This window comes from Candidatus Zixiibacteriota bacterium, from assembly GCA_035380245.1.
GTDB lineage: Bacteria > Zixibacteria > MSB-5A5 > GN15 > FEB-12 > DAOSXA01.
This window is the reverse complement of sequence record DAOSXA010000002.1, coordinates 542,100-559,860: the sequence shown is the minus strand read 5'-3', so window position 1 is coordinate 559,860 and position 17,761 is coordinate 542,100. Positions and strand designations below refer to the sequence as shown.

General features: G+C 53.2%; 14 protein-coding genes and 1 tRNA gene. 8 read left to right on the top strand and 7 right to left on the bottom strand.

Going from position 1 to position 17,761, the window contains the following annotated elements; genetic code table 11:
* Positions 1-14 precede the first annotated feature (14 nt).
* A complete protein-coding gene (locus PLF13_07585) occupies positions 15-581 on the bottom strand; it encodes a zf-HC2 domain-containing protein (GenBank protein ID HOP07134.1) in 567 nt (188 codons plus the stop codon).
* Positions 578-1,159 (bottom strand): RNA polymerase sigma factor, encoded by a 582-nt coding sequence (locus PLF13_07580; protein HOP07133.1) that lies wholly within the window; start codon positions 1,157-1,159, stop codon positions 578-580. Before PLF13_07580 ends, PLF13_07585 begins: the two co-directional genes overlap by 4 nt.
* 164 nt (positions 1,160-1,323) lie before the next feature.
* On the opposite strand from PLF13_07580, the gene PLF13_07575 reads away from it, so the two are divergent.
* From PLF13_07575 to PLF13_07560, 4 genes are all read left to right on the top strand, one after another.
* Complete coding sequence (locus PLF13_07575) at positions 1,324-2,757, top strand: MFS transporter (protein HOP07132.1); 1,434 nt, start codon at positions 1,324-1,326, stop codon at positions 2,755-2,757.
* Positions 2,758-2,793: 36 nt separating this feature from the next.
* Positions 2,794-2,869, top strand: a tRNA-Ala gene (locus PLF13_07570).
* A gap of 79 nt (positions 2,870-2,948) precedes the next feature.
* Complete coding sequence (locus PLF13_07565; GenBank protein ID HOP07131.1) at positions 2,949-3,719, top strand: nucleoside phosphorylase; 771 nt, start codon at positions 2,949-2,951, stop codon at positions 3,717-3,719.
* An 18-nt stretch (positions 3,720-3,737) separates the two neighbouring features.
* Positions 3,738-4,535 carry a class I SAM-dependent methyltransferase gene (locus PLF13_07560; protein ID HOP07130.1) on the top strand — a complete coding sequence of 266 codons (798 nt, stop codon included), beginning with the start codon at positions 3,738-3,740 and terminating at the stop codon, positions 4,533-4,535.
* On the opposite strand, the gene PLF13_07555 is transcribed toward PLF13_07560, so the two are convergent.
* From PLF13_07555 to PLF13_07545, 3 genes are all read right to left on the bottom strand, one after another.
* Positions 4,532-4,948: a GNAT family N-acetyltransferase gene (locus PLF13_07555; GenBank protein HOP07129.1), complete on the bottom strand. Its 417-nt coding sequence runs from the start codon at positions 4,946-4,948 to the stop codon at positions 4,532-4,534. The genes PLF13_07560 and PLF13_07555 overlap by 4 nt on opposite strands.
* Positions 4,949-5,024: 76 nt before the next feature.
* Positions 5,025-8,627, bottom strand: coding sequence for a hypothetical protein (locus PLF13_07550; protein ID HOP07128.1), 3,603 nt, complete (start codon positions 8,625-8,627; stop codon positions 5,025-5,027).
* An 81-nt stretch (positions 8,628-8,708) separates the two neighbouring features.
* Entirely contained in the window at positions 8,709-9,074 is a 366-nt protein-coding gene (locus PLF13_07545; protein ID HOP07127.1) for an SH3 domain-containing protein, read from the bottom strand.
* 176 nt (positions 9,075-9,250) lie between these two features.
* On the opposite strand from PLF13_07545, the gene PLF13_07540 reads away from it, so the two are divergent.
* Both PLF13_07540 and PLF13_07535 read left to right on the top strand, forming a co-directional pair.
* Complete coding sequence (locus tag PLF13_07540) at positions 9,251-10,693, top strand: TldD/PmbA family protein (protein ID HOP07126.1); 1,443 nt, start codon at positions 9,251-9,253, stop codon at positions 10,691-10,693.
* Positions 10,690-12,042 carry a TldD/PmbA family protein gene (locus PLF13_07535; GenBank protein ID HOP07125.1) on the top strand — a complete coding sequence of 451 codons (1,353 nt, stop codon included), beginning with the start codon at positions 10,690-10,692 and terminating at the stop codon, positions 12,040-12,042. Before PLF13_07540 ends, PLF13_07535 begins: the two co-directional genes overlap by 4 nt.
* A 106-nt stretch (positions 12,043-12,148) precedes the next feature.
* On the opposite strand, the gene PLF13_07530 is transcribed toward PLF13_07535, so the two are convergent.
* A complete protein-coding gene (locus PLF13_07530; GenBank protein ID HOP07124.1) occupies positions 12,149-12,997 on the bottom strand; it encodes an exonuclease domain-containing protein in 849 nt (282 codons plus the stop codon).
* A 268-nt stretch (positions 12,998-13,265) separates the two neighbouring features.
* Between PLF13_07530 and PLF13_07525 the strand changes: the two genes are divergently transcribed.
* Both PLF13_07525 and PLF13_07520 read left to right on the top strand, forming a co-directional pair.
* On the top strand, positions 13,266-14,789 hold the full coding sequence (locus PLF13_07525) for an aromatic amino acid ammonia-lyase (protein HOP07123.1): 1,524 nt from the start codon (positions 13,266-13,268) through the stop codon (positions 14,787-14,789).
* 291 nt (positions 14,790-15,080) lie between these two features.
* Positions 15,081-15,662, top strand: a complete 582-nt coding sequence (locus tag PLF13_07520) for a hypothetical protein (GenBank protein HOP07122.1) — start codon at positions 15,081-15,083, stop codon at positions 15,660-15,662.
* A gap of 67 nt (positions 15,663-15,729) precedes the next feature.
* On the opposite strand, the gene PLF13_07515 is transcribed toward PLF13_07520, so the two are convergent.
* Positions 15,730-17,739, bottom strand: coding sequence for an LTA synthase family protein (locus PLF13_07515; GenBank protein ID HOP07121.1), 2,010 nt, complete (start codon positions 17,737-17,739; stop codon positions 15,730-15,732).
* Between the last annotated feature and the right edge of the window lie 22 nt (positions 17,740-17,761).

Here is a 17,761-nt window from a genome sequence, read left to right as displayed (position 1 = left end):
TTCCTTTGCTGAAGCTATCGCTTGTCGGCGGTGGTAGTTGTCGTCACCGCCCTCATCGCTGTAAGTCTTCCATGCATACCGGGGGCGCCCAACAACAAGTATCCGCGAGCCATGTCCGTTTGCTCGCCACTGAACTCATCGTCATTCAGACTCTGCTGAAGGGCTCCGGTCAGCAGTATCTGTTGACCGTCAATGGTAGTGATAGATGCCCCGGCGGACTGACCTTGTCCCATGTAGATAGCCGAGAAAAGGATAATTACGGAAGCCGCCAATGCCGCCAAAGAGGTATAAAAACCCCTTCGCACTTCGGATACGACGGGTGGCCTGCCGATGGTATCATCCATCCACCCGGTTGCGGTGGTACGGGCCAGAATGAGCCGGGCGCTTTCAGCCCAGTAATCCTCACCCGGATGATAAGCAGGTTTGTGCTTCAGCAACTTCCTGAGATTAAGAGACTCCTGGTATTCCTGTCGACATTGATCGCAGGCTTCCAGGTGTCTCTTGATCTCGGCGGTGGTGGTGGGGTCAAGCTCACCGTCGAGATAATCATCAAGAAGCGAAGAAGCCGGATGGTCTGTCATTTCTGCTCCTTAAGCTTGAGTCGCTGCCTGAGTATCTTTTTTAGTTTATTCCTGGCGATATGGAGATTGGACCGGACAGTTGCCTGAGGACAGCCGAAAACAGCAGCGATATCAGCTTTACTGTAACCCTCGATGTCATGCATTATGGCGGTCAGCCTTTGCCTCGGTGGCAACTGATCGAGAGCCCGGTTAATCTCTTCCATCAGCCGTTTATTCTCAAAAACTTCTCTGGGCGTGGGGTTTTGCCGCGAAAGGTCCATTTGGACGCCCCCCGGCAAAGACGTAGCATCTTCTGTTATGTCGCTGTGCCCTCGACGCTTACGGATAAGGTCGATGGCATAATTGGTGGCCACACGCGTCAGAAAAGTCGAGAAGTAATTTACATTCGTAAGGTCCTTTCGTTTGCGATATACTCTAACAAACGTTTCCTGGGTCACTTCATCAGCGTCCAGATGATTCCCCATCATCTGGTAAGCCAGGGAATATATCCGCTTCTGGAACCGATTGACCAGTTCCGCGAAGGCGGTCTCATCCCCCTGTACAAAGCGTTCCACCAGTTCGGGGACCGTCTTACTCATACCCCGACTTCTCTCATCCCTTCAAAGAGGACGGATGATCTCCAAGATTGTTTAATACAATTAGGTCCGAAAAACATGTTGACCGAATCTCGCGCAAAGCTTATAAAGCACCTGCTACAATGTCAATCTTTTTTTAGGACAATAACTTAGGCGATTTTACGAGTTTGCAGCCAGACCAAATACAGAAACACCGCTACCGTTTCCTGGCCATAGCCTCCATGGGAACCTTCATCGGTACTCTCGAAGGTTCCATCTTGAATGTAGCTTTGCCGACTATGGCAGCCGAATTGAACGTGGCAATTGACGTGATTGCCTGGGTGGTGCTTGCCTACCAGTTGACGGTAGTGTCATTGGTCATGGTGTTTGGAGCCTGGGCGGGGCGGAAGGGGTATCCTTTTGCTTACAAGTTCGGTTTCATTTTCCTCGTAATCGGTTCTATTCTCTGTGCTGTCTCGACGAGTATGGGGCCGCTTCTGGTCGGTCGAGTGGTTCAGGCTCTTGGCGGTGCGATGTTCCAGGCGGTGGGAATGGGCTTGATCACTACTGCTTTCCCTGCGAGCGAGCGAGGCAAGGGGATCGGTTTGATGGCCATGATGGTTGCTGTGGGTTTAATGATCGGACCACCGCTTGGCGGATTCATGTTAACCGCATGGCCCTGGCAGGTAATTTTCTATTTAAGTTCAGCGGTAGCCATAGTGGGAACGGTGATGGCTTATTCCTTTTTCCATGGATTTAAGTCGACTATTTCAGACAAGAAAATCAATATCTCGGGCGCCGTTGCTCTTTCTATCTGCTTGCTAAGCGGGATGTTGGCAATGACCGTGCTCGATTCGAGAATGAAGGTGGAAGGTCCGTTCGGACTGCTTCTGTTGTCAAGTCTCATCGCACTGGCTGTCTTTATCTGGCGTGAATCAAAACCCGGCACAGCTTTGATCGGTGGTGACATTTTCCGCAACAGTCAATTCCGTATCTCAGTCGCGGGTATGTTTCTGACGTTTTCCGCCTTATCCGGAGCTCTGATATTAGTGCCTTTTTATTTGCAGGATATGAGAGGTTACGAACCGCAGACGGTCGGTCTGTTTTTGATTATTCTCCCGATCACGATGATGTTGATTGCGCCGCTGTCGGGACGTATTTCCGACAAGATCGGATTCAAGGCGCTGACTGTCGGAGGAGCGCTGATTTTTGCCGTCGGATTATATCTGTTGTCCGCTCTCAAGGCCGACAGCAGTAATGGATATATGGTGTTCGGCCTTACTACGGTGGGTATCGGAGTCGGGATTTTCAATTCACCCAATACTTCGGCGATGATGGGATCGGTGAAACCACAGCAACGACCGATCGCGTCGAGTATTAATTCATCGACCAGAAATATCGGGATGGCGTTCGGGGTCGCGGTAGCGACGACGCTGTTCGAGGCGTTGACGGTTGGCGGTCAACTACCCGAGGGGGAGCAGTTCGTGCTCAAATATCGTTATGTTACCTATGTCTGTTTGAGTTTCGCCCTGCTGGCGGCTTTGATCAGCGGATTCAGGAAAAATCGCCTCGAAGACTCATCTGCGTTGACCCAAGACTCGGTTAGTGAACAAATCGGTTGACATATCCCGACAAATAAACTAAAATATGAGCCGCTTGGGGCCATAGCTCAGCTGGGAGAGCGCTTGACTGGCAGTCAAGAGGTCAGGGGTTCGATCCCCCTTGGCTCCACCAAATTTCAGACACCCCTGCACGAGCATTTCGGCAGGGGTTGTTTGTTTGGCGCACGGGGGATTCATACGGGAGATCTGATATGGCTTTCGATAATAAATATCCTATCCTTGATTTTGATTCCAACCGAGACGCTCTGATCAATCCATCCCATGTCTTTGAACCGATTGCGGGGGGATCGCATGGCGTGCTCTGCTTTTTCGCCGATGAAGTGGAAAAACTCCGAGATCGGGACGACGTGAACGTACTGGCCGAAGATCCCTGGGAAGACGGCATTCATTATGTCTATGGCGTCGAGAGGAACGGTAGTATGATCGCTGTGGCTCATCCCGGAGTCGGTGCGCCTTTGGCGGCGGCAACGCTGGAATGGTTGATCGAAACCGGCTGTCATAAAATTTTGGTCTGTGGCGGAGCCGGAGCACTCAATAAAGAACTGGCGGTGGGAGGTCTTCAGGTGCCCGATGAAGCTATCCGCGATGAGGGGACTTCCTATCATTATCTCAAACCGGGACATCCGGCCAAACCCGGTGAGCGAGCGCGTCGGGTACTCACCGATCTACTCCGGGAAAAAGAGATTGAGTTTGCCGAAGGTAAGTGCTGGTCAACCGACGGAGTTCTGCGCGAGACGGTCGGCAAGGCCGAAGCCCGCTTTTCTCAGGGCTGTTTATCGGTCGAGATGGAGGCTGCCGCATTATTTGCGGTGGCGGAGTTTCGCGGGATCGAACTGGCTCAGCTTATTTATTTCGGCGATCTGGTCGTTCGGGAAGGTTGGGATCGTCGTGGTTGGCGTGATCGCAAAGCCGTAAGAGCGGCGATGTTGGATATATGCCTTGAGGCAGTTGTCCGGATATAAACTAACCAAGGAGGCAGTATGGATCATTGTGGCGGCTATCAGGATTTTCCGTTTGTGGCGGCATTCTACGACTATACGTTGCCTTATCAATCCCGTCCGGACGTGGCTTTTTATGTCGATATGGCCAGGACGTATGGTGGCCCGGTTCTGGAACTGGGCTGCGGTACCGGGCGGGTGTTGATACCGACTGCCGAAACCGGCGTAGAAATTGTCGGGCTGGATTTCTCCGAACACATGCTGTCGCGCTGCCGGGAGCGTCTATCTCGGCAACCTGAAGAAGTACAGGCGCAGGTGAGTTTGACTCAGGGAGATATGCGAGCGTTCGAACTCGGACGGCGCTTTTCATTGATCACGATCCCTTTCCGCCCGTTCCAGCATATTATCGAAACTTCCGACCAGATTGACTGTCTGAACGCCATTCATCGGCATTTGAAACCTGACGGTCGATTGGTCTTCGATCTGTTCAATCCCTCGATCCAGTTTCTTGCGGATGAAAAGGCTTACAACGAAGCCGGGGACGAACCCGGTGTCGACTTACCCGACGGACGGATCATGCGACGGCGGATACGTATTGCCGCTCGCGATTATTACAAGCAAATCAGCGATTGCGAGTTGATTTATTACATAACTCATCCGGACGGTCGTGAGGAGCGCCTCGTTCATGAGTTCCCGATGCGTTACCTCTTCCGCTATGAAGCGGAACACCTTCTGGTCCGATGTGGTTTCGAGATTGAAGCGTTGTATGCCGGATTCGATCGATCACCGTTCGGGTCGAAGAATCCCGGTGAGTTGATCTTTGTTGCGAAGCTGGTTTAGTCGACTATGTGCGGATTGCGTTTGACCATCGCTTCCTGGCGTACATAACCGAATTTTTCATATAACGTATGGGCGTCGCGCGTGGCGAGCATGTTGATGCGCACCTTACAAGTCGGATGTGCCTGCGTGCATTCCATCAGCCAGACACCCAGCCTACGACCGCGATAGTCGGGATGAACGAAGACGTCACAGATCCAGGCGAAGGTACAGTTGTCGGCTACGATCCGTGCGAAACCTATCGGTTTCGTGCCGTCGAACATCAGAATCATCACGGAATTTGCAATAGAAGTCTCGATTACCTCGCGCGGACGTTCTTCAGCCCAATAAGTTGAGTGTAGTGACTCCACGATGAAATCGATGTCGGCTTCGTTCCGGTTGTCGGTGATACGGTATTGCCCGCGGGTCCATTCCATAAACGTTCCTTTCAAAAAGAGGCACGAGTCGGTTTGCCCGGCTCGTGCCCCGATTAATTACCTTTTGTCTATACGTTTAATTAGCGCCCGCGGTTATCCAATAATCTCTGGGATATAATCTGTATACCTTTTGGTCTCCTTCGCTGTTGTCAATTAACTCTTCCAGCGACTCGAATTGAGTTTCCGGACCGATCAGGAAATAAACACCATCGTTACACTGGGCAGCTTTCGGACCATAGCCGATCAGCACCTGACCGTAGACATCGGCCATGTGCTCTTTCAGCTTGGCATAGATGTTTTCTTCCTTTGCCACTTGCAACAGCTTTGTGCGGTAGGCGCGTTGCACCTCGGGACCGACTCCGTCCGCAAGACTACTGGCCATGGAGAGACCGCGAGAGTCGTATTGCCCTGGAGCCCGGGAGCGCAGGAAAACCTGTGCCACGCAGTAATCGACGAGACCGGGATCATCTTCAGCATTCTCAATCAGGTTGACTACGAAACGCATCGTTTCGGCCACATCCGGACAACGTTCGGCGTAATAGTCGACACGGCCGTTGGTCTGGTTATAGTGAATACCGTTGGAATAAGCCAGACCGGCCGCCCAGGTGTGCATGAAGACCGAATGAGGTCCGCCGCCCGAGTACATCTTGCCGGTCAGGGCGTCGATGATAGCCGTCTCGCTGGTATCGAAATTTCCCGCGAGTGAGGCGGAGAAAATCAACACGCCGTTGCGTGTTCCCTCGTGAACCAGCCCGGCGTAGACCGGCCGTTCGGTTATGCCCGTGCGTCCGCGCAGTCGATCAATAATACGATCGCGGTCGGCATAAACCTGCTTAACGGCCGGAGCCGTATCGAGGTGGGAGAGATACTGGTTGATGCGCGGAAGGATCGCTTCACGGTCGGCGCTGTTCGACACCAGCGCCGTACGGACGTTGTCTCGTTTGCGGAAGCAATCCAGCAGGGCGTTAATACGGGCGATCACATCGGTTGGATTCATGGACAGGTCCGAGATGATCTCATCGCACAGGTAAGCGAAATCCTGATCGAGACTCTCATCCGGGACATCCGCCAAAGCCTGTTTCAGGGATCGTGCCGCTCGCATGAACTGCTGACGGGATTGCTCGGCCGCCTGGGCGATAGCATCGGCCAGGGGACCGCCGGTAGTGTCGGAATATGTTTCAATTGTTGTCAGGACAGTGACGAGCGAATCTCGGCTGACCGTTGATTGCAGTGCTTTGAGTTGACTCATCAGATTGGTTACCTGGGCCAGATCTTCGATTGAACCGGCATCGGTGAACATCCAGCGCAGACGATGAGCCAGGTGAGCCTGGGTCAGGAAACTGTTGGTCGAAAGAAAAAGAGGATTGTTCTGGAAGCGATAGGCGTCGGCAGGGTCATGAACCCATCCTTCTTCTGCTCCCTCACGGCGATTGCGGAATCCCGAAATAGCCTGGTCAATCACGTCGATAATGCGTGGGAGGTTGTCCACGCTCAGGAAGGGATGGAAAGTGATCCGATCCAGCCAGTCGAGGCCGTTCTGCAGTTCGGTCAGATTGCTGCCCTGAGCGCTCAGGGCCAACTCGTTGCGACCTGATTCGTATCCCAGGTCGAAATAAGCACCAATCCCCAAAACTTCCTGGCGCAGCCGGTCCTCCATGACATCGTAGGGGATAACATTGTCACCGTCGTAAACTCCGATTCCGGTCAGGAGATCAGGCAGGAGCGGCAGGAAGACCATGAGCGATTCCGGGACGACGTTCATGTCGAAATATATCTGGAACCGGGAAGAGGTCATGTTTTCAAAGGTCGATGCGACGAAAGGCACACCAAAATCCAGCGACGTTGAATCATAGACGAGTAATGGATCCAGTGTCATGGGAGGATTATCAGTGAACTTGGGCAATTCGGTTTTAGCCGCCAGGGCTTCGAGTTCGGCGGTGTTGGCGTCGAACTCTTCTTTATAACGGCGAATCGCTTCCTGATCATCGCTCACGCCGTATTTCTCTTTGAAATCCTCGACATATCCGGCAAGGCGTTGCGCCTTGGCATCGGAAAGTGCGGTCATGAGTCCCGGGCTGGGTTTGGCGGCAACTGAGTATGGAGATCTCTCGATTATATGCCATTGAGTGATGGCCTCGCGCCAGATATTTATCCCCGAAGAAAGCTGCTCGTTCAACCAGGCGAATTGCTCCGGTTGCATGAGACTCTTGCGGAATCCGGCCTCCTTCTCGATTTCAGCCAGATGCCCCATCCAACCGGCGCCGACTCCGGCGCGATAACCGAACATGGGCGGATCGTTCAGGTATTTCTCGGTTTGCTTGCGACTTTGCTCCAGGAAGCCCTTGGCGCGATTGTTGAACTCGAGGAGTTCCGGTGAGTTGTCCGGCAGATCACGCACCCGGGTCAGTTCATTGATGATGATGTTCTGAATCGAGTCGATCCAGGTCGGTGTGATAAAAGAGCTGGGGATTCTTCCGACTCCGAAATAAATCGAGACATCCAGGTCGTCGTCAAAGCTGCCGTAAACATAACCGGCGCCAAGGTCGACCACACGCGTCTGTGAGTTGAACATCAAATTATACAGGTTCGAGGTTTGACCACCGGAAAAGGTCTGGAGAAAGAGTCCCAGAAGACCTCGCTGGTGATTATCGAGCTTCAGGTCGGCCGGCCAGGCATAGTTGATGTAACCCGGGTCCTCGGGATTGTCGGTCGGGTATTCATCGATCTTTCTGGTGCCGATCGGCGCCGGATGTGCGGGCGGTAATGCGATGGCATCGATCCCAACCTGGTCGGTGTGATCTTCATCCTTCTGGCAACGTGATAAGATGCCGTCCATTTCGGTCAGAACCTGATCGAGCGGCACATTGGCGGGCAAAGAGAGAATCATGCCCATGTTGGACAGGTGATGCGTGTTGTGGATGAACTTCCACATGTCCTCGGGGACCATGTGCCGCATCTCATCGGGGTCACCGCCCGAGATATACGAAAGCGGATGGCTCGGACCGTATACCAGCCGGTTCGTCTCGGCTCCGTAATAGTACCAGGGGTGCTCGAACGACGACACCATTTCGGTATAGACCGTTCCTTTTTCATCGAGCGATAGCTTGCCCGTTTGAGGATCTTCAACCACCCCGATATGGCAAACTTCGCGGCGGATCTCCTCGTCGGTAAAATCGGGATGAAGGAAGGCCATCAGCTTGGCTTCGAAGATGTCATAAAAGGTTTCTATTCCGGCTATGACGTTGAAATGGTAACAGGTTTCAACCTGCCCGGTGAAAGCCGTACTGTTGGAGAGCGACATATCCTCGAGCGCCGCGACATAACGACCACGATTGCCCTTGCCGAGCAATAAATGTTCGCAGGCGTGCGGTTCGCCCATGCTCGAAGTCGGCGGCGTCTTGATATACAGGAACGCCTGCGGGACCGACTCGATCTGAAGCAGGTCAATCAGGAATCCATAACGGTCGGAGATGAAGCGGCCTCCCATCGGAACTCCGGCAGCGTTGTCGTATAGGTTCAGGACCGTAAAACCGTGTAACTGCTGGTTCGGTTGCAGGTCGGCCAATTCAGTGGCATGGCCGGTCAACCCGGCGGCAATGATTAAGGCTATGACAAACAGCCCTAAAGCTCTCAGGCGGTGCATGGCTTGTTCCTTCTTATGTCGATTCAATTTGCTCATTTCATTTTTTATGTAGGGGAGCGGCGGTTATCGGTTGAATTCATGACTCTTCAGACGAAATCACGAGCCGTTTTGTTCAGGTCAATCGTCGAGGGAGACGTTTTCTTCCGGCACCCAGCCAATTCGACCGTCTTCAGTCCTGACTCGAACCCACCCCCCGATTGTCTCGATCACAATCAAGCGGTCTTCGGGGAAGATATCCAGTTCCGTCGCATCACAGTCACGCAGGGCGGTTCCGGTTGCGCCCGAGCGCGATATGAATTCCTCCGGCAGCCAGCCGGTGCGGCCGTCCGCGTCTTTCACCCAGAGCCAGCCGGTGTAATGAGTTTTTTTATCTCCGATTTGCAGAGGGTCACCGCGACTTACTATGATTGGGTCGGGGAATTCGGATCGGTATTCCGTGTGAACCACGAGACGCTGGCCGGGTCGATAATCTGTAGGGCTCATATCCTTTTTCTCCTGAAAAAGTTAACCGGACTTTGAATGATAAGCGGCCGAGCGACGTCTGACAAGGATATTGAGGGTACATTTAATTCGATCCCGAAATCGCCGAGCTTGACCGGCTGAATGGTTTTGGCTAATTTGAATGACCGTTTTCAAACCTGCACGCGTTTGGAGGTAACATGAAGGATAAGTTGAAAGAGTGCATCGACTGGCTGCGGGGGCAGAAAGTCGACTATGCGGATTGTCGTTACGTGCGAACCGAGAAGGAATCGTTGCGCGTATCCGACGCCCATGTCGACTCGCTTTCACGAAGTCTCGATGTCGGTGTCGGTATTCGTGTCCTGGCGAACGGAGCCTGGGGTTTCGCCGCCACTAACACACTGAGCGCTGCCGACCTGAAGCGCACGGCCAAAAAGGCGCTGTTGATCGCCAAGGCCTCGGCGACCACGGTCAAAGAGAAGGTGATCCTGGCGGAACAGGAAGCATTCGTTGATCATTATTGCACTAAATTCAAGAAGGACCCGTTTGCAATATCGACCGACGATAAAATCGCATTGTTGGTCGAGGCCTGCCGGATTGCCGGGAAGTCCAAAAAGATCAAAACCACCGAAGCCAATATGAATTTCTGGAAGACCAACAAGTTGTTCGTTTCGACCGAAGGGGCCGAGATCGAACAGGATCTTCTGGAATCAGGTGGTGGTTTCGATGCGGTAGCATTCGACGGCAAGGAAGCTCATCGCCGCTCTTATCCGAATTCATTCGGAGGTGATTTTGGGACGGCCGGGTACGAGTTCCTCGAAGCGATGCACATGCTCGATCATGCCGAACGGGTGCGTGAAGAAGCGATTGCTCTGCTCAAGGCCGCTCCGTGTCCCAGTGGGGAGAAAGACATAGTCATTTGCGCCCCGCAGATGGCCCTTCAGGTTCACGAATCCTGTGGCCATCCGACTGAGTTGGATCGTGTTCTCGGAACCGAGATATCACTCGCGGGCGGATCGTTCATGACCGTCGATAAGCTGAATAAGTTGCAGTACGGTTCCAAGGTCGTCAGTATCAACGCCGACGCTACCCTCCCGCTCGGTCTGGGGAGTTTTGGTTACGACGATGAAGGAGTCAAGGCTCAGCGTACGCCGATAATCGAGCGCGGGAAATTTGTCGGTTATTTGACCAGCCGGGAAACTGCGCCGGTTGTCGGTCAGCGCTCTAACGGCACCATGCGCGCCGATGGATTCAGCCGCTTACCCATTATCCGTATGACCAACATCAACCTGGAACCCGGGAAATGGGAACTGGCCGATCTTATCGCCGACACGAAAGACGGGATATTTTTCGACCTCAATAAGAGCTGGTCGATTGACGACAAGCGCCTGAACTTCCAGTTCGGCAGTGAATGCGCCTGGGAAATTAAGGACGGCAAGCTCGGCCGTATGTTCAAGAACCCGACTTATACCGGTATTACGCCGGAGTTCTGGAACTCCTGTGATGCTGTCTGTAACAAGAAATACTGGCACATCTGGGGTGTGCCCAACTGTGGAAAGGGGGAACCGATGCAGACCGCCCACGTCGCACACGGTGCTTCGCCCGCCCGTTTCCGCAAGGTTAGAGTGGGGGTGAGCAAATGATAGGACGTGAGAAACTGTTTGCCCGGCTGGAGAAATTTCTGGCCGCCTCCGCCGCCGATCAGACCGAAATCGTCTATATCGGCAACGAGTATGGTCTGACACGCTATGCCAATTCGTATATTCATCAGAACGTGTCCGAAAAAGACTGTAAGATATTTTTCAGGACCGTTTTTGGCAAAAAAGTCGGAGTGGCTTCGACCAATTCGCTGGTTGCGGCCGATCTGAAGAAGGCGCTCGATGATTCGATTGAGATAGCCCGCAATCAGCCTGAAAATCCGGCTTTCCCGGGACTTCCGAAACCGGCCGGGTATGTTGAAATGAACACCTTCGATGATACCACCGCCGGTTATACCCCGGCGGCTCGGGCCAGGGGGGTACGGCGTATTATCGCTGAAGCTAAACGGAAGAAATTTACCGTAGCCGGTTCATTCTCGACCGGTGAGGCGGAAATCGCCGTGCTTAACTCCAATGGTGTTCGTGCCTGGCAACCTGGAAGCAATGCCGGGCTCAATATCATTGCCATGTCGGAGAACTCCTCCGGTTATGCCGCCGGTACGAGCCGCAAGGTTGAAGAGATCGATATCGATATGCTGGCTAAAAGGGCGGTTGATAAATGCGCTCTTTCGGTCAATCCGCAATCGATAGAACCGGGTGATTACGAGGTTATTCTCGAACCGCCGGCGGTGTCGGAAATGCTGGAATGGATCAATTACGTGAGCCTTGGGTCCAAGTCGTTCGAACAGGGGACATCGTTCCTCGCCGGACGAATCGGGAAGAAGCTCACATCCGAGAAGATCACTCTGTACGATGACGCCCTCGATCAGTCCTCTATGTCTTTCCCGTTCGATTTCGAGGGTGTGCCCAAGAAGAAGGTCGTGTTCCTCAATAAGGGAGTGGCCAAGGGGGTCGTTTACGATAGCGCCTCGGCCAAGAAGGCCGGTAAGAAATCGACCGGTCATGCGCTTACCCCGGATGGAGCCGCCGAGGGAGCTCTTTCTCTGAACTTATTCCTCAAGCCCGGTACGGTTCCGCGCGAGAAGATGATCTCTAAGATGAAACGAGGCATTCTCGTGACCCGGTTCCATTACATCAACGGCTTGATCGATACCCGTAATGCGGTGTTGACCGGCATGACCCGTGACGGTACCTTCCTGGTTGAAGACGGCGAAATCAAGTGCGGACTGAAGAACCTGCGCTTTACCGATTCCGTAACACGCTCGTTTGGCACGGCAATAGCCTTGTCCAAAGAGGTCGAAAAGTGCGAGTCATGGTGGAGTGCGATTGGCTGCATGACCGTTCCGGCCATTCACCTGGGATCGTTCCGCTTCTCCGGTAAAACGGAGTTCTGATATACCCGAATCAGGTGCGACTTCGGTCGCACCTGATAACAATAGATTTACATGTGTCAGAGGGAGAAGCTGTTCAGAAAAAGACAACTCACGAGTTGTGATAATTCTATTCGTCCACGATCTCGAACTGCTCGATCCGATCAATCCGAAAAGTGCGTTCGGCCCGCGCTCGCTCACAATGCGCTCGAATGTATATCTTGGCTCCGATCGTATAAGTGCCGAGAGGGCGAATCACCCGTCTGGTCGGTGTCTGGCTGTTGCCGCGATAATGAATGACTATCCGTTGACGGTCGTCAACGGCCTGCTTCAGATCGGCCAGTCGTTCCGGAAATTGACCCGGTTCGCGGTTCCAGTCGGCGAGTTGGTATGAGGTCAGCCGCGACAGCAATTCTTCTCGCGATGAGATCGTGGATAGTTTATTGACGGCGTGGTCCATCAGCATCCGTACGTAAATAGCGTCAGCCAGGGCCCGATGAGCTTGTGTTTCCCCGAGTCCGTATTTTTTAACGAGTGACAGCAGTGAATAGGAAGGCTGTCCCGGGAAAAAACGCTGATAAACATCTATCGTATCCAGCACCGGGTTGTCGGGATAAGACAACTCTGCTCGTTCCAGTTCACAACCGAGAAAACCGATATCGAACGGGGCGTTATGAGCGATCAGGAGCGAGTCCTTTCCGATGAAATCCAGGAAACGGCTCATTACCTCACGGCCGGAGGGGGCATCGGCGACCATGTCGTCGGTAATGCCGTGGATACGGATAACCTCATTGGGAATAGACCGCTCCGGGTTGACAAGCGACTCGAACCGCCGGTCTTCGGGACTTCCCAGTCGAAACTTAACGGCTGCAATTTCGACCATCCGATTGGCCGGAGCCCAAATCCCGGTTGTTTCGGTGTCGAGGGCGACAAACTCCTGTTCTGCCATGTACTCTGAAAGCAGAGGTAGCTGACTCATGGGGCGTATAATAGCAGGTCAAATTCAATTGACAACTGCTTTTTTGCCCGTAATATGGGCTCTGAATTCAGGAGGTGTTTATGGTGAAAAACAAACGAATGACGGTTATCAAACCGCACTCATATTATCGGCCCTCCTCGCGCTCGCGATATAATCCCAAGACCGGTTCCGGTCTGCAGGATACCTGAGGTATGTCCTCGGTTCTAGTTTTTTGCCTGAATCGGGCAATTGTCTCATTTACAGGATAACCAGGAACGGAGTGTAATATATGTCTATCGTATTGAATGGTTCGGGATTGACCGTTGAAAAGCTGGTCCAAATCGCTCGTCACAACGAGCCGGTGGAGCTGGCGGCTGACGCTCTGGAGCGGATCAAGCGCTGTCGCGCCATGCTTGAAAAGAAAATCGAAGCCCGCGAGATCATGTACGGCGTCAACACGGGGATCGGTGAATTCTCCGAAGTCGTGCTCGACGATGAACAGGTCAAGCAGTTTCAGAAATACCTGATCTACAACCATGCCGCCGGGATCGGTGATCCGGCTCCTATCGAATATGTCCGTGGCGCTATGGCTGCCCGGATCAACGTCCATGCCCACGGCAACAGCGGCTGTCGGCCGGAAATCACCCAGACATTGGTCGAGCTGCTCAACAAAGGGGTAACTCCTTTCGTTTGCCAGAAAGGCTCCGTCGGAGCCTGCGGCGATCTCGCTCCAATGTCACAGATCGCCCTCCTGATGATGGGCGAAGGGAAGGCCTATTATAAGGGTGAACTGCTCAGCGGTAAGGAGGCAATGGATCGGGCCGGGATACCGGTTCCGGGGCTTAAGGCTCGCGATGGTTTGGCTACGATCAACGGCGCCAACGTCCTGACGGCGATGAGTGCGATTTTCTTGTACGATGCCAACCGCTGGCTCAAACAGGCGGAGATTGCGGCGTCGATGTCGCTTGAAGCCCTCAAAGCCAATATGAAACCGTATACGTCCAAGATTCATGAAGTTCGTGGATTTGCCGGAGCCGTGCGCTCGGCGGCAGCGATTCGGAAAATGATAGCCGGAGGTGATTTGGCCGAAGGACGCATGAAATGCAAGGTACAGGATGCTTATTCCATGCGTTCTACTCCGCAGGTTATCGGGGCGGCTCATGACGCTCTCGCGTACGCTCGCTCGCAGGTGGAAATCGAGCTTAACGGTGTCGGAGACAATCCGATATTTTTCCCGGAGGAAGACCTGGCTCTTTCCGGCGCGAACTTCCAGGGATCACCGGTGGCCGTACCGATGGATATGGCCGGCGCCTGTATTACTATGATCAGCGTTTTGTCGGAACGCCGGATGAACCGTCTCAACAATCCCGCTCTCAGCGTCGGTCTTCCGCCGTTTCTGACCAAGGGCGCGGGGATGTTCTCCGGGCTGATGCTCTCGCAGTACACGGCCGACATGCAGATCGTCGAGCAGCGTATCCTTTCCGCACCGGCCTCGATCCAGTCGATCCCGGCCGCTGCCGATCAGGAGGATTTCGTTTCGATGGGAATGAACACCGCTATCAAGAATTTCCAGATTCTCGACAACGCCAACGGCGTGCTCGGGATCGAGTTGATGGCCGCTGCTCAGGCGCTTGATCTCCGCGATTGGAAGTTCGGTGTCGGGACGACTAAAGCCCATGAGGTGGTGCGGCGTCATGTCGATTTCCTTGATGTCGATCGTCCGCTTTATCCCGACCATACGGCGATGAAAGAACTAGTTAAATCAGGTGAACTGCTGACGGAAGTCGAGGCTGTGATAGGCAGTCTGGAGTAATAATTCTACTCGTATAGAGATTCGGTTATGTCTACGGTTCAGGCGCTATCTGCCTGAACCGTTTTATTTTAAGTCTTTTAATTGTTGCCTTTACAATTATGAGGAAGGGGGAAAAGTACTTGTTGACAGCAGATATTGAATGGCTTTTTATTCCCGGCGACTCTGAGAATAATTACAACTGAAAGGAGGAATACTGCCGTAAGGAGTGGTACGATAATTAGTTAGTGTAATAAATAAGCCAAAGAGAATAAACCTGTTTCAACACAAATGAATCCAGGAAGGATTATACAGATGCGTTATGTTCTGACAACACTGGTAGTAGTAATGTTCCTCGCCATGTCTGTTTCCGGTCAGGGTATGCAGAGCGTGAAGGACAAAATGATGGGCAGCATCTATCTCGGCTATGCCCTTGGCTTTGGCGATGCCTTCAAGGACATTGAGGGTCCAGGGTATAAGCTCGAAACCAGTGCCGGTATCGGTTTTGGCGGGATGTTCCACTATGGTCTGACCGATAGATTAATGATCGGCGGCGAGCTCGGCTGGCAGCACTATGGTTATGACTATACCTCTGATTATGGTGTATACGGTTCATATAGCGGTGGTGATGGTTCCACTGAGTTGAACGTTCTGGCCAATGCCCTGTATGTGATGCAGTACGAAGAGGAGAAAGCTTTCTACCTGAACTTCGGCGGTGGCCTCTACGGTGGTGATGACTCCAATTTCGGTATCTTCGGCGGTATTCTGTACTCGAAGAAGTTTGGTGAGAAGATCAGCGGTTTCGTAGCACCGCGCTTCCACATCGTATTTTCCGATCCGTCGGCGATGATGCTTCAGGTCTGTGTCGGTGCTTCTCTGCCGATCGGCAACAAATAAGCATTGTTCCATCCATGCGATGATTCAGCCCGACCGGTCTCCGGCCGGGCTTTCTGTTTGTTCGGGATCAGGGTAAAGAAACCGTGCTCTGATCTTCCGCCGCCTGCATGTAACGGCGAACGCGCTCCTGCATCACCTCAAACTCCTCAGGGTGCTCGCTCGATACGTCGGCCGAGGGATCATCGAGCACGTCGATATTGAACAGCTTGATCGACCGGCCCAGGTGTTCCATGTAGTAGAAAAGATGGTCGATATATCCTATCCTGTCACTGCCGTTGATCGTGGCGAACCCGGAGTCAACCGGTACGCGGAACAGGTCGCGCCCCCAGCTTTCATGTTCGTATGTTCCCCCCATCAGTCCCATGACCGTTGGCAGGATATCGACTTGTGAGCCGAAGGTCGGCACGACCTCGCCGGAGTCATTCCAAAGCATTGGTGCATAAATCAACAGCGGAATGCGAAACACCACCGGATCGAGCATCAGGTTGGCGGCGCGATAGCGGCAATGATCGGCGGTTATAATCAGAATCGTGCTGTCCTGCAACGGACTGCTCTGAAACCAGTCGAGAAAACGACCCAGCGCGAAGTCGGCGTAGCGCTGGGCGTTGTAAACTCTGGAACTGTCGGCATCGTCGAAGAACATCTGCACGCTCGAATCCGGCAGATCGAACGGTTCATGATTGGAAAGACTCAACACGGTCAGGTTGAACGGACGGGGGAGAGAGTCGACCAAGTATTCCGTCTTGTCAAACACAACCTGGTCGGGGATACCCCATTTGGAAAATTCGTTCTCACGGCCAAACCAGTTTTCACCGACAAAACGATCATATCGCTTTTCACGCAGAAAGCCCTGCATATTGTCGAAGACCATATCGCCGCCGTAGGCGAACACGTTGTAATAATCGCGCTCATGAAGTAATTCCGAGAGCGTGACAAACGGATGTACGGCATCGTAACGAGTCATGATAGAGCGTCCCGGCAGCGAGGGGAACGAGGCAATCGTAGCCGAAAGACCATAGCTGGTTCGTGTTCCCGAGGCGTAAAAATTCGTGAACAGGTGCGCTTGTTCGGCGAGGCGGTCGTAATTCGGGGTGAGATTGTACGGACAACCAAGGACGCCGGTCGTCGATCCGGACCAGCTCTCCATGATGAGCAGAATCAGGTTGGGACGAAACGGGAGGGACGGTCGGCTGGAGTGCGAAATGCGTTGAAGATTACTGTCCGGCGCGATCCATAGATCACCCGGCTGATCGAGCATTTCTCGCACCGTTGCCAGCGCTTCATCAGGTGTGACGAAAGGAAATCGTTCGGATTCTTTCATCGTAGCGAGGCGCAAATCACCGCCGCGTTCAAGGGCATTACGAGCGAGGGTATAGGGACCGTTCAGAGCAAGTTGATTGACGAAATCATTCCGGCTGAAATAAGCGGCTCCCCAGTCGATCGGCGCCAGACCGACACGTCCTCTGATGCCGAGGAAAGCCAAAGCGATAAAAACCACCAGCAAACCGACCTGAACCAACCAACTGCCGTGATGCGGCGCCGGTTGAACTTGCCTGATCAATCTCCCGATCAAATGTCGAACGACGGCCACAACGATTATCCAACCCGCCAGGTACAACCATAAATGTGGTTCTGCCAGGATCAGGTCCCAGGCCAGGTCACCGTCGCCGAGGTATTGGTAAGCCAGGAAATTCAGGTGTGTGCCGAAGTAGTGGAAGAAGCGGAGGTCGACAATCATTGTCAGAACCACGACAGCCGTCAGAACGGTCAGATAATCCCGTGTCACTCCGGCAACGATACGGTTCTTAAGCGACAGGAAGGGAAGCGTCAGAAGCAACGGCAACAGAATGTAAAGAACGATTATCTGATCGAACCTGACGCCGACCGGGAAGGCGGTCAATATCTCGAACAAGCCTGCATCCTGTACTTGATCCCGGTACACGATCAGGAACGTTATGCGATCCAATGCGAACAGCACCAACCCGCCCAGGTACACGCACAACACAAACAAAAACGGCTGTGGTAACCACAACCGCCTGTTGTTGCCGACATCGTTCGATGAGTTCGACTGGTTCATCCTGTTAGAAATGTCCGATGAT

Excerpts from the sequence above, each read along its gene's own strand:
- PLF13_07550 (HOP07128.1), bottom strand. The coding sequence starts at position 8,627 with ATGAGCAAATTGAATCGACATAAGAAGGAACAAGCCATGCACCGCCTG.
- PLF13_07540 (HOP07126.1), top strand. The coding sequence starts at position 9,251 with ATGAAGGATAAGTTGAAAGAGTGCATCGACTGGCTGCGGGGGCAGAAA.
- PLF13_07545 (HOP07127.1), bottom strand. The coding sequence starts at position 9,074 with ATGAGCCCTACAGATTATCGACCCGGCCAGCGTCTCGTGGTTCACACG.
- PLF13_07525 (HOP07123.1), top strand. The coding sequence starts at position 13,266 with ATGTCTATCGTATTGAATGGTTCGGGATTGACCGTTGAAAAGCTGGTC.
- PLF13_07515 (HOP07121.1), bottom strand. The coding sequence starts at position 17,739 with ATGAACCAGTCGAACTCATCGAACGATGTCGGCAACAACAGGCGGTTG.
- PLF13_07580 (HOP07133.1), bottom strand. The coding sequence starts at position 1,159 with ATGAGTAAGACGGTCCCCGAACTGGTGGAACGCTTTGTACAGGGGGAT.
- PLF13_07585 (HOP07134.1), bottom strand. The coding sequence starts at position 581 with ATGACAGACCATCCGGCTTCTTCGCTTCTTGATGATTATCTCGACGGT.
- PLF13_07555 (HOP07129.1), bottom strand. The coding sequence starts at position 4,948 with ATGGAATGGACCCGCGGGCAATACCGTATCACCGACAACCGGAACGAA.
- PLF13_07560 (HOP07130.1), top strand. The coding sequence starts at position 3,738 with ATGGATCATTGTGGCGGCTATCAGGATTTTCCGTTTGTGGCGGCATTC.
- PLF13_07530 (HOP07124.1), bottom strand. The coding sequence starts at position 12,997 with ATGAGTCAGCTACCTCTGCTTTCAGAGTACATGGCAGAACAGGAGTTT.
- PLF13_07535 (HOP07125.1), top strand. The coding sequence starts at position 10,690 with ATGATAGGACGTGAGAAACTGTTTGCCCGGCTGGAGAAATTTCTGGCC.
- PLF13_07520 (HOP07122.1), top strand. The coding sequence starts at position 15,081 with ATGCGTTATGTTCTGACAACACTGGTAGTAGTAATGTTCCTCGCCATG.
- PLF13_07565 (HOP07131.1), top strand. The coding sequence starts at position 2,949 with ATGGCTTTCGATAATAAATATCCTATCCTTGATTTTGATTCCAACCGA.